Annotated in this window: 10 protein-coding genes; 3 read left to right on the top strand and 7 right to left on the bottom strand. The window is 71.8% G+C overall.

Features of this window, described 5'->3' with window-relative positions; genetic code table 11:
• Positions 1-50 precede the first annotated feature (50 nt).
• From ACZ6BB_RS07255 to ACZ6BB_RS07280, 6 genes are all read right to left on the bottom strand, one after another.
• On the bottom strand, positions 51-860 hold the full coding sequence (locus ACZ6BB_RS07255) for a siderophore-interacting protein (protein WP_471614323.1): 810 nt from the start codon (positions 858-860) through the stop codon (positions 51-53).
• Positions 861-1060: 200 nt separating this feature from the next.
• Positions 1061-2119, bottom strand: a complete 1059-nt coding sequence (locus ACZ6BB_RS07260) for an ABC transporter substrate-binding protein (protein ID WP_471614324.1) — start codon at positions 2117-2119, stop codon at positions 1061-1063.
• Positions 2120-2473: 354 nt separating this feature from the next.
• Complete coding sequence (locus tag ACZ6BB_RS07265) at positions 2474-3634, bottom strand: acyl-CoA dehydrogenase family protein (RefSeq protein WP_471614325.1); 1161 nt, start codon at positions 3632-3634, stop codon at positions 2474-2476.
• Between the two features lie 5 nt (positions 3635-3639).
• Complete coding sequence (locus ACZ6BB_RS07270) at positions 3640-4590, bottom strand: hydroxymethylglutaryl-CoA lyase (RefSeq protein WP_471614326.1); 951 nt, start codon at positions 4588-4590, stop codon at positions 3640-3642.
• Positions 4587-6617, bottom strand: coding sequence for an acetyl/propionyl/methylcrotonyl-CoA carboxylase subunit alpha (locus tag ACZ6BB_RS07275; protein WP_471614327.1), 2031 nt, complete (start codon positions 6615-6617; stop codon positions 4587-4589). The genes ACZ6BB_RS07270 and ACZ6BB_RS07275 overlap by 4 nt, the downstream gene beginning before the upstream one ends.
• A 19-nt stretch (positions 6618-6636) precedes the next feature.
• Positions 6637-8253 (bottom strand): carboxyl transferase domain-containing protein, encoded by a 1617-nt coding sequence (locus ACZ6BB_RS07280; protein ID WP_471614328.1) that lies wholly within the window; start codon positions 8251-8253, stop codon positions 6637-6639.
• Between the two features lie 105 nt (positions 8254-8358).
• Here ACZ6BB_RS07280 and ACZ6BB_RS07285 point away from each other — a divergent pair, with 105 nt between their 5' ends.
• The 3 genes from ACZ6BB_RS07285 (at position 8359) to ACZ6BB_RS07295 (ending at position 11205) form a co-directional block, all read left to right on the top strand.
• Entirely contained in the window at positions 8359-8955 is a 597-nt protein-coding gene (locus tag ACZ6BB_RS07285; protein ID WP_471614329.1) for an SACE_7040 family transcriptional regulator, read from the top strand.
• Positions 8956-9133: 178 nt separating this feature from the next.
• Positions 9134-10291, top strand: a complete 1158-nt coding sequence (locus tag ACZ6BB_RS07290) for an acyl-CoA dehydrogenase family protein (RefSeq protein WP_471614330.1) — start codon at positions 9134-9136, stop codon at positions 10289-10291.
• A 35-nt stretch (positions 10292-10326) separates the two neighbouring features.
• Positions 10327-11205, top strand: a complete 879-nt coding sequence (locus tag ACZ6BB_RS07295) for an acyl-CoA thioesterase (protein WP_471614331.1) — start codon at positions 10327-10329, stop codon at positions 11203-11205.
• Here ACZ6BB_RS07295 and ACZ6BB_RS07300 read toward each other — a convergent pair.
• Positions 11192-11986 (bottom strand): phosphatase, encoded by a 795-nt coding sequence (locus ACZ6BB_RS07300; protein WP_471614332.1) that lies wholly within the window; start codon positions 11984-11986, stop codon positions 11192-11194. The two genes, ACZ6BB_RS07295 and ACZ6BB_RS07300, sit on opposite strands and share 14 nt — an antisense overlap.
• Positions 11987-12059: the final 73 nt, after the last annotated feature.

Genomic DNA, 12059 nt, shown 5'->3' on the forward strand with positions numbered 1-12059 from the left:
GTTCAGGGCTGCCTCGGCCGTGACCGTGATCACTCCGGTCACAGGGGCAACTACTCTGCGGCGCGCAGCTGTTCTTCGGTCATGCCGTGCCGCCAGTACCCGACGAAGGTGACCCGGCGCCGGTCGATCCCGCGCTCACCGACGAAGTGCCGGCGCAGCGCCTTCACCCGGCCGGATTCACCTGCCATCCAGACGTACGGGTGCTCGGCGGACGGGAGCCGGGCCGCGCGGACGGCGTCGAGCCCGTCCTCCCCCACGAGCCAGGTGATCTCGGCGTCGGCCTCGGTCGCCAGGTCCTGGATGTCCCCGGCGTCACGCAGCTCCAGCCACACCCGGGCCCGGGTGCCGGCGGGCAGGGATTCGAGGATGGCGGACACGGCCGGTACGGCGGTCTCGTCCCCCCAGATCACCACGAGATCGGTGTCCTCGGGCGCCCGGAACCGGATGGCCCGGTTGTCGGCGACGGCGGGGCCGAGCAGCAGGACGCGATCACCGGGGGCGGCGCGGGAGGCCCAGGAGGAGGCGGGGCCGGCCGGGGTGTGCAGCACGAAGTCGATGTCGACCTCATCGGGATTCCGGCGCAGTCCCCGCAGGGTGTACGACCGCATCACCGCCCGCACGTCGTCCGGCAGTTCCCGCCACGCCTGCCACCAGCCGTCGCCCAGCTCGTGGGGCACGGCCGGGACCTCCTGCCCGGGGTGCGGCAGGAACAGCGACAACGACTGGTCCCTGCCGTCGGAGCGGAAGAACCGCAGATCGTCCCCTGCGAAGGAGACACGCACGACGGACGGCCCCAGCCGCTCCGTCCGCGCGACCTGGAGAGAGAAGAAGCGGAAGGGGGCGGCTACGGCCGTCGTCATGGGGGCTCCTGGAAAGGGGGCGGGAGCGTGTGCGGGGTTCGTGGGCGGGTGCGGGTCCGGTGGGGCTTCTCGCGCAGTTCCCCGCGCCCCTGAAAGCCCAGGCCCTGCGGGCCTGAAAGGCAGGGGGCGCAGCCCCCGCTTCTCGGGGGCGCGGGGAGCTGCGCGATCAGCCCCCACCGAGCCGCAGTCGACGTCCGGCCTCAGCCCTTGCTGACCTTCTTCGCGTTCTCGATCGCCTCGGCCAGCTCCTCAAGAAGCGGCGCGCACTTGTCGTAGGACAGGATCGGCTCGGGGTTACGCCCGATGACCTGCCCGGCCTTCACCGCCGGCAGCTTCTTCCACGTCGCCTCCTCGATCGCGTCCGGCTGGATGGCCGAGGTGCGGTTGTCCATGATGATGAGGTCCGCGTCGTACTTGTCGACGTTCTCCCAGCTGAGGTTCTCGAACCAGCCCCCGCTGGCCTTCAGCGCGGCGGCGCTCGGCTCGACGAAGTCCACGCCGAGGGCCTTGAAGTACTCCAGGTCGATGGAGAGGTTGGACCCGGAGACGTAGAAGATGTCCTGGCTGGCGGAGCCCGCGAGCACCTTGATGCCGGGGTTGGCCTTGGTGGCCGCGCGCAGCCGGGCGGCCGCGTCCTCGAAGCGCTTCTTGGCGGCGGTGATCTTCTGCGACCCCGTGTCCGCGCCGAGCGACCCGGCCAGCTCCAGCATGCGCTGCAGGGGCTCGGTCATCTGGCGGTCGTAGACGGAGATGCCGACGCTGGGGGCGAGCCCCGCGATCTTGTCCTTGGAGGTCTCGGGGACGTACCAGAGGGTGCCGGCGGCGTCGAACAGGGTGGTGATCAGGACGTCGGGGGCGAGGGCCGCGTACTTCTCGACGTTGAACTCGTCCCAGACGTTGCCGAGGATCGTCACCTTGCTGATGTCGAGGTCGCCGGCCTGGACGTCCGGCTTGCCGTCGGCCGCCTTGGTCGGGCCGAAGACGCCCTTGACGCCGATGCCGTAGTCGTGGAGCGCGGCGGCGACCCCCACGAACGCGACGATGTTCGCCGGGACCTTGTCCGTCCTGGCGGTCTCGCCGCGGTCGTCCTTGAACGACCAGGGGCCGGACTTGGCGGCAGCCGTCTCCTTGCCGGTGCCGGCGCCGCTGCTCGTCGCGTCCTCGTCGCCGCAGGCGGCGAGCACGGCACCGAGACCGAGTGCGCCACCGGCGGCGAGGATGCCACGGCGGGTGAGGTGAGCGGCTCTGGCGTTGGACATGTGTGTGGCTACTTTCGAACGGGGCGGAGGGCCGCCCATGGGCGAGTTCGAAGGTAGGTTAGCCTAACCTCACTGGTTGTCCAGCGGGCGGCCCCGTGAAGTGGAGTTCCCGGGTCCGTCTCCGCTCATTCTTTGAATTGCCTGTGAATCGAAGGATGGTGGGGCATGTGAGGGGTTGTTGGTCTTTGCTGCACTAGTTTGTGCCGCTGATGTGAAGGCTTTTCAGGTCCGGCTCGATGGCTGCCCACGACGGACAAAAAGGCACCCGGCTCGCGAGGGGCGAACCGGGTGACGGGGTGCCGGAGCCGCGTCGTCGGGGCGGGTTCCGGCCATCGTTCGAACATCAGCTGTCGGTCAGCTGCTCAGGCCCAACTCCCTCGCGATCAGCATGCGTTGCACCTCGCTGGTGCCCTCGCCGATCTCCAGGATCTTGGAGTCGCGCCACATGCGGGCGACGGGGTACTCGTTCATGAAGCCGTAGCCGCCGTGGATCTGGGTGGCGTCGCGGGCGTTGTCGACGGCCACGGTGGAGGAGTACAGCTTCGCCAGCGCCGCCTCCTTCTTGAAGGGCTCACCGGCGACGAGGCGGTAGGCCGCGTCACGCCAGGAGAGGCGGGCCGTGTGGGCCTTCATCTCCATGTCGGCGATCTTGAACTGGATGGCCTGGTTGGCGCCGATCGGGCGCCCGAAGGCGTGCCGTTCCTTGGCGTACTTCACCGACTCGTCCACACAGCCCTGGGCGAGACCCGTGGCCAGCGCCGAGATGGCGATGCGGCCCTCGTCGAGGATGCGCAGGAACTGCGCGTAGCCGCGGCCCTCTTCGCCGAGCAGGTTCTCCGCCGGGACCCGGACGTCCGCGAAGGACAGCTCACGGGTGTCGGAGGCGTTCCAGCCGACCTTCGAGTAGGGCGCGGCCACCGTGAAGCCCGGGGTGCCGGACGGGACGATGATCGAGGAGATGAGGGGCTTGCCCTCCGGGGTGCGGCCGGTCACCGCCGTCACCGTGACCAGGGCGGTGATGTCCGTGCCCGAGTTGGTGATGAAGCACTTGCTGCCGTTGATGACCCATTCGTTCCTCGACGCGTCCAGGCGGGCCGTCGTCCGGGTCGCGCCCGCGTCCGAGCCACCGTCGGGCTCGGTGAGGCCGAACGCGCCCAGTACCTCGCCGGAGCACAGCCGCGGCAGCCACTCCGCCTTCTGGGCCGGTGTGCCGAAGAGATGGATCGGCATGGCCCCCAGGGAGACCCCGGCCTCCAGGGTGATGGCCACGGACGAGTCCACCCGGGCCAGCTCCTCCAGCGCGATGCCCAGCGCCAGGTAGTCGCCGCCCATGCCGCCGTACTCCTCGGGGAACGGCAGCCCGAACAGCCCCATGCGGCCCATCTCGCGCACGATCTCGTACGGGAACTCGTGCCGCTCGTAGAAGTCGCCGATCTTGGGGGCGACGACCTCGTGCGCGAACTCCTCGACCGTGCGGCGGAGTTCTTCCAGCTCGGGGGAGAGGCGGTGGTTCATGGACGTCACTGCTCCTTGTCGTCCTGGTGGCCCTCGTCGTCCTTGTGGGACAGGGCTCGTACGGTGCGGGACGGGCTGGGTCGGCCCAGGTGTCCGGCCATCCACGCGCTGGTGGCGACGAGGCGGCCGAGGTCGACGCCCGTGTCGATGCCGAGGCCGCGCAGCATCCAGACGAGGTCTTCGGTGGCGAGGTTGCCGGTGGCGGACTTCGCGTACGGGCAGCCGCCCAGGCCGCCCGCGGAGGCGTCCACGGTGGTGACGCCGAGCCGCAGCGCCGCGTAGGTGTTGGCGAGCGCCTGGCCGTAGGTGTCGTGGAAGTGCACGCCCAGCTTCTCCACGGGGACGTCGAGTTCGCTCAGCAGCGCCCGTACGTGGCCCGGTGTGGCGACCCCGATGGTGTCGCCGAGGCTGAGTTCGTCGCAGCCCATGTCGAGCAGGGCGTGGCAGACCCGGGTCACCTGGGGGACCGGGACCGCGCCCTCCCAGGGGTCGCCGAAGCACATCGACAGATAGCCGCGCACGTGCACGCCCTCCGCCTTGGCCCGGCCGACGACCGGCGCGAACATCGCCAGCGCCTCGTCGACCGTGCGGTTGAGGTTGGCCTTGGCGAAGGACTCGGTGGCGCTGGCGAACACGGCGACGCGGCGGGCGCCGAGGGCGAGGGCGCGGTCCAGCCCCCGCTCGTTGGGGACGAGGACGGGCAGGGCCACCGGCAGGTCGCTCACGAGCGGGAACAGCTGCTCCGCGTCGGCCAGTTGGGGCACCCAGCGGGGGTGGACGAAACTGGTGGCCTCGATCGTCGTCAGCCCCGCGTCGGCCAGCCGGCGGACGAACTCCGCCTTGACCTCGGTGGGCACGGTCGACTTCTCGTTCTGCAGGCCGTCGCGGGCGCCGACCTCGTGGATGCGGACCCGGGCCGGCAGGCCGGGTTCGGGGACCGTCATGGGCAGGGTCACCGCTCCACCTCCTCGTGGGGAGTGACGACCGCCAGCACCTGGTCCATGGCGACGGTCGCGCCCGGCGTGACGTCCAGCTCGGCGACCGTCCCGGCATGCGGTGCGGAGACGACGTGCTCCATCTTCATCGCCTCCACCACCAGCAGGCTCTGCCCGGCGGTCACCTCGTCCCCCACGGCGACCTTCACGACGGTGACGGTGCCGGGCATCGGGGCCGTGAGCGAGTCGGCGCCCGCGTGGGCGGACCCCTCCAGTGACGCGGCCACCGGGTCGTGGTCGGCCACCTGCCAGGCGTCGCCGTCGCGGCCCAGCCAGTCGCCCGCGTGCTGGAAGGTGTGGGTGAGGCCGTCGAGGAGGAAGGTGAACCGGCCCGGGTCCCCCTCCGCCCGGGGGGTGCCGGCGGACCCCCGGAGCGGGGTGTCGGCCCCGTCCGGCAGCACCTCGGTCCCGCCGTCCGGTGTGCTGCGCACCCGTACGGTCACCGGCTCGTGGCCCGGCAGCCGCAGATGGTGGGCCGTCCAGGCCGGTTCGCCGCCCAACCGCCAGCCGACCGCCGCGTCGAACGGATCGGTCCAGCCGGTGCCGGGCCCGGTGCCGTCGCCGCGGGCCGGGGTCAGTGCCGCCTGGCGCAGCAGGGCCGCCGCCGCGTGGACCTCGGCCGGGACCTCGCGCGGGACCAGTTCCCCGGCCTCGCGCTCCACCAGCCCCGTGTCCAGCTCGCCCGCCACCACCGCCGGGTGGGCCAGCAGCCGTCGCAGGAACCCCGCGTTCGTCTGCACGCCCAGCGTGACCGTCCCGGCGAGGGCCGCCCGGAGCCGGCGCAGGGCCGTGGGGCGGTCGGGGCCGTAGGCGATGACCTTGGAGAGCATCGGGTCGTACAGCGAGCCGACCTCCGTGCCCTCGGTCAGGCCGGAGTCCGTGCGGACGCCGTCGCCCTGCGGCTCGCGCAGGCGCAGGATCGTGCCGCCGGAGGGGAGGAAGCCCCGGGAAGGGTCCTCGGCGCAGATCCGGGCCTCGACCGCGTGCCCCGTGAGGGTGACGTCCTCCTGCCCGAAGGACAGCCGCTCGCCCGCCGCGACCCGCAGCTGCCACTCCACCAGGTCGACACCCGTGACCAGCTCGGTCACCGGGTGTTCGACCTGGAGGCGGGTGTTCATCTCCATGAAGTAGTACGAGGAGGGGTCGCCGCCGGGGACGATGAACTCGACCGTGCCCGCGCCGGAGTACCCGCAGGAGCGGGCCGCCTGGACGGCCGCCTCGCCCATCGCGGCACGGGTGGCCTCGTCGAGCAGGACGCTGGGCGCCTCCTCGATGATCTTCTGGTGGCGGCGCTGGAGGGAGCACTCGCGCTCCCCGAGGTGGACGACCGTGCCGTGGCCGTCGGCGAGGACCTGGATCTCGATGTGCCGGGGGCGGTCGATCCACCGCTCCACGAGGAGGGTGTCGTCGCCGAAGGAGGCGCGGGCCTCGCGGCGGGCGGCGGCGATCTCCTCGGCCAGCTGCCCGGCGTCCCGGACCAGCCGCATGCCCTTGCCGCCGCCGCCCGCGCTGGGCTTCAGCAGGACCGGCATGCCGATCTCGCGGGCGGCGTCGGCGAGCTGGGAGTCGGTCAGCCCGCTGCCGCTCGAACCGGGCACCACCGGCACCCCGGCCGCCCGTACCGTCTCCTTGGCGCGGATCTTGTCGCCCATCAGGGAGATGGCGTCGGCGGGCGGGCCGATGAAGACCAGGCCCGCGTCGGCGCACGCCCGCGCGAAGGCGGCGTTCTCCGCGAGGAAGCCGTACCCGGGGTGGACGGCCTGGGCGCCGGTGCGGGCGGCGGCCTCCAGCAGCCGCTCCACCGACAGATAGCTCTCCGACGCCGGCGCCGGACCGATCCGTACCGCCGTGTCGGCCTCCCGGACGTGCCGGGCGTCGGCGTCCGCGTCGGAGAAGACCGCGACGGAGCGGACGCCGAGGGCGCGCAGGGTGCGGATGACGCGGACGGCGATCTCGCCCCGGTTGGCCACGAGGACCGTGTCGAACATGCTCACCTTGAGAGCCCCCTCACATCCGGAAGACGCCGAACTGGGGGTCACCCAGGGGCGCGTTGGCACAGGCGGTCAGGGCGAGGCCCAGGACCTGCCGGGTCTCCAGCGGGTCGATCACGCCGTCGTCCCAGAGGCGGGCGGTGGCGTAGTAGGCGCTGCCCTGGCGCTCGTACTGGCCGCGGATCGGGTCCTTGAAGGACTCCTCGTCCTCGGCGGACCAGACGTCGCCGCGCGCCTCCAGCTGGTCCCGCTTGACGGTCGCGAGGACGGACGCGGCCTGTTCGCCGCCCATCACAGAGATCTTGGCGTTCGGCCACATCCACAGGAAGCGCGGCGAGTAGGCCCGGCCGCACATCGAGTAGTTGCCCGCGCCGTACGAACCGCCGATCACCACGGTCAGCTTGGGGACGCGGGTGCAGGCCACGGCCGTCACCATCTTGGCGCCGTGCTTGGCGATGCCGCCCGCCTCGTAGTCCCGCCCGACCATGAAGCCCGAGATGTTCTGCAGGAAGACGAGCGGGATGCCGCGCTGGTCGCACAGCTCGATGAAGTGGGCGCCCTTCTGGGCGGACTCGGAGAAGAGGATGCCGTTGTTGGCGACGATCCCGACCGGGTGCCCGTGGATCCGGGCGAAGCCGGTGACCAGGGTCTGCCCGAACTCCGCCTTGAACTCCGCGAACCGCGAACCGTCGACCACGCGCGCGATGACCTCGCGCACGTCGTAGGGGGTGCGGGAGTCGACCGGCACGGCGCCGTACAGCGTGTACGGGTCGACCTTGGGCTCCACGGCCGGCTCGACCGACCAGGGCAGCGGGCCCCGGGCGGGGAGGGTGGAGACGATGGTCCGCACGATCCGCAGGGCGTGGGCGTCGCTCTCCGCGAGGTGGTCGGTGACGCCGGAGATCCGGGAGTGCACCTCGCCGCCGCCCAGCTCCTCGGCGGTGACGACCTCGCCGGTGGCGGCCTTCACCAGCGGGGGACCGCCGAGGAAGATCGTCCCCTGGCCGCGCACGATGACGGCCTCGTCGCTCATGGCCGGGACGTACGCTCCTCCGGCCGTGCACGAGCCCAGGACGGCGGCGATCTGCGGGATGCCCGCCCCCGACATCCGCGCCTGGTTGTAGAAGATCCGGCCGAAGTGCTCGCGGTCGGGGAAGACCTCGTCCTGCATGGGCAGGAAGGCGCCGCCGGAGTCCACGAGGTAGAGGCAGGGCAGGCGGTTCTCCAGGGCCACCTCCTGGGCCCGCAGATGCTTCTTCACCGTCATCGGGTAGTACGTGCCGCCCTTGACGGTGGCGTCGTTGGCGACGACGACGCACTCGCGGCCGGAGACCCGGCCGATCCCGGCGATGACGCCCGCGGCCGGGGCCTGGCCGTCGTACAGCCCGTCGGCCGCCAGCGGTGCCAGCTCCAGGAAGGGCGAGCCGGGGTCGAGGAGGGTGTCCACCCGGTCGCGCGGCAGCAGCTTGCCGCGCGCGGTGTGCCGGGCGCGGGCCTTCTCGCCGCCGCCGAGCCGTGCCGCGGCCAGTCTGGCCCGCAGCTCCTCGCCCAGCGCGCGGTGCGCGGCCTCGTTGGCCCGATACGCCTCCGCCGCGGGATCTGCCGCGGTCGTCAGCTCCGGTGCCTGGTCCATCGTGCGGTCCCCTCACCCAGTGATTACGGTGGTCACCTGTTAATGAGCGTTAACCCGTTTCCCTCAGGTTAACGACCGCTAACCTCCCTGTCTAGAATTGGCTCCATGGCCACGAGAACCGACGCGCCCACGCGCCGCGAGCAGATCCTCAGGGAAGCCGCCCGCCTCTTCGCCGAGCGCGGTTTCCACGGCGTCGGCGTCGACGAGATAGGCGCGGCCGTCGGCATCAGCGGGCCGGGTCTGTACCGGCACTTCGCGGGCAAGGACGCGATGCTCGCGGAGCTGCTGGTGGGCATCAGCGGGCAGCTGCTGACCGGTGCGAAGCGGCGGGTGGCGGAGGCCGACGGGGTGCCCGGGACGGAGGTCCTGGACTCGCTCATCGAGGGGCACATCGACTTCGCCCTCGACGACCGCCCCCTCATCACCCTGCACGACCGCGAGCTGGACCGCCTGCGCGACAGCGACCGCAAGCTCGTGCGGCAGCTGCAGCGGCAGTACGTCGAACTGTGGGTCGGGGTGCTGCGGGAGGTGTATCCCGGGCTGGTGGAGCCCGCCGCGCGGTCCGCCGTCCACTCGGTGTTCGGACTGCTGAACTCCACCCCGCACCTGGGCCGGGCGGGGTCGCTGCCCGGCCGCGCGGTCACGGCGGAGCTGCTGCACCGGATGGCCCGGGGGGCGTTCGGGGCGGCGGCCGCGGGCTGAGCGGCGGGTGGCGGTCCGTGCGGCCCGGGCGGTCCGCCGCAAGCGTGACGAGCGTTACGGGGTGGAGCATCTGGACGCGTGTCCCTACCCGCCGGTACCTTTTGATCTGAGCAAGCGCTTAGCCGTGCGCGGCGGGAGCTTGGGCACATCCGAAGGTACTCAGGTGGAGGTGGCGGCGGTGCGTCGTACGGTGTTCAACGAGGATCACGAGGCGTTCCGGGAGACCCTGCGTGCCTTCATCGAGGCCGAGGTCGTGCCCGAGTACGACGAGTGGCTGGCCGCCGGTCAGGCGCCGCGGGACTTCTACTACAAGCTCGCCGACCTGGGCGTCTTCGGCATCCGCGTGGACGAGGAGTACGGCGGCGCCGGCATCGACTCGTACAAGTTCGAGGCCATCCTGTACGAGGAGACCGCCCGCGCGGGCATCACCTTCGGCGGCTCCGGCGTGCACGTGCTGCTCGGCCTGCCCTACGTCAAGCTGCTCGCCACCGACGAGCAGAAGAAGCGCTACCTGCCGAAGTTCGTCTCCGGCGAGGAGATGTGGGCGATCGCGATGACCGAGCCGGGCACCGGCTCCGACCTCGCGGGCATGAAGACCACCGCCAAGCTCAGCGAGGACGGCACGCACTACGTCCTCAACGGCTCCAAGACCTTCATCACCGGCGGCGTCCACGCCGACCAGATGATCGTCTGCGCCCGGACCGCCGCGCCCAGCGCCGAGGACCGCCGGCACGGCATATCCCTCCTCGTGGTGGACACCAAGTCCGAGGGCTACTCGATCGGCCGCAAGCTGGACAAGCTCGGCCTGAAGACCTCCGACACCGCCGAGCTGGCGTTCGTCGACGTCAAGGTGCCCGTCGAGAACCTCCTCGGCGAGGAGAACAAGGGCTTCTACTACCTCGGCCACAACCTCGCCTCCGAGCGCTGGGGCATCGCCTACGGCGCCTACGCGCAGGCCAAGGCCGCCGTCCGGTTCGCCAAGCAGTACGTGCAGGAGCGCACCGTCTTCGGCAAGCCCGTCGCGCACTTCCAGAACACCAAGTTCGAGCTGGCCGCCTGCCAGGCCGAGGTGGACGCGGCCGAGGCCGTCGCCGACCGCGCCACGGAGGCCCTCGACGCCGGTGAGCTGACGCCCGCCGAGGCCGCCAGCGCCAAGCTGTTCTGCACCGAGGTCGCCCACCGCGTCATCGACCGCTGCCTCCAGCTGCACGGCGGCTACGGCTTCATGAACGAGTACCCGATCGCCCGCCTGTACGCGGACAACCGCGTGAACCGCATCTACGGCGGCACCAGCGAGATCATGAAGTCGATCATCGCCAAGGACATGGGTCTGTAAGGTCCCGGAAAACCCGGCTCTGTACAACTGACCCCATGAGTCAGGAACCACTGCAGTCCCTCCTCGATCTGCTCGACCTCGAGCAGATCGAGGAGAACATCTTCCGCGGCCGGTCCCGGCCCGCCATCGTCCCGAGGGTCTTCGGCGGGCAGGTCGCGGCCCAGGCGCTCGTCGCCGCCGGGCGCACGGTCCCCGCCGACCGGCTCCCGCACTCCCTCCACGCGTACTTCCTGCGCATCGGGGACGCCGGCGCGCCCATCGTGTACACCGTGGAGCGCATGAACGACGGCCGCTCCTTCACCGCGCGCCGCGTCGTCGCCGTCCAGCACGGGCAGCCGATCTTCGCCCTCTCCGCGTCCTTCCAACGGTACGAGGACGGCCTCGACCACCAGGCCCCGATGCCCGCCGCGCCCGACCCGGAGTCCCTGCCCACCGCCGAGCAGCGGCTCCCGGCGTACGACCTCGACCCGGCCGTCGTGGAGAAGATGCTGGAGGCCCGGGCCGCCGTCGACCTGCGCTACGTCGACGACCCGCCCTACGGCCGCTACGGCGAGCCCCGTGAACCGCGCTCCCAGGTCTGGTTCCGCGCCAACGGCAAGCTCGACGACGACCCGCTCCTGCACGTCGTCCTCGCCACCTACGTCTCCGACATGACGCTCCTGGACTCCATCCTGCTCGCGCACGGGCGCGGCGGCTGGGCCGTCGGCGACGTCGTCGGGGCCTCGCTCGACCACGCCATGTGGTTCCACCGGCCGTTCCGCGCCGACGAGTGGCTCCTGTACGACCAGGAGTCACCGTCGGCGTCGGCCGGCCGGGGCCTCGGCCAGGGCCGGATCTACACGCAGGACGGACGGCTCGCGATCTCCGTGATCCAGGAGGGCGTCGTCCGCGTACCGAGGGCTACGCCTCGCTGAGCCCCGCCTGCAGCAGCAGGTACGCCGACATCGGGTCGTAGTGACGCGGGCTGACCACGTGGTCGTCGAGCGGGACCACGGCCTGGAGGGTGCCCTCGGACTCGCCGAGGAAGAGGGCGGGGTCGTTGGAGTCCGCGTAGCCGACGGAGTCGACGCCGAGCTGGCCCGCGCAGCCCGCCCAGCCGTGGTCGGCGACGACCAGGTCGGGCAGCGGGCGGCCGGCGCCCTCCAGGCCCCGCAGGATGGCCCGCATCGGCTCGGGGGAGTGGGTGTGCCAGAGCGTGGCGCCGTGTTCGAGGACGGCGACGTCCGCGAACTGCATGACGTACCCCTCCTCCGTCTGCAGGCCGTCCGGGATGACGACGATCTCGCAGCCCGCCGCGCGCAGGGCCCGCGCCGTCTCGTTGTGCACCTGCAGCAGCCCGCCGGGGTGCCCGGTGGCGAACAGGACGCGCTGCCCGCCCTCCGCCGCCTTGCGCAGCCGGGCCGCCATGCGCTCCAGCGCGTCGACGGTCAGGTCCGGGTCGATGGTGTCCTGGCCGTAGCGGTACCCCGGGTCGTCGTTGACGCCGACACGCTCCGCCATCACGGCCAGCACGTCCTGCTCGTCGCTCCAGCGGTCCCCCAGCTCCAGCCCGAGCCAGTAGTGGCGGTTGCCGTTGGCCAGTTCGCGGTAGTGGGAGAGGTTGTTCTCGCGCGGCGTGGCCACATCACCCGCGATACGCGTCCGTACGAGGTGCTCGATCAGCTCGGCGCGGCTGGGGGTCCCGGATATCGGCATGGCCCCATTGTGAGGCAGACGGCCGCGGGAGTCGCGGGCGTCCCCGCCGCTGCGACCTGCGTCACTCTCCGGC

The sequence above is a fragment of the Streptomyces sp. NPDC041108 genome, from assembly GCF_055592645.1.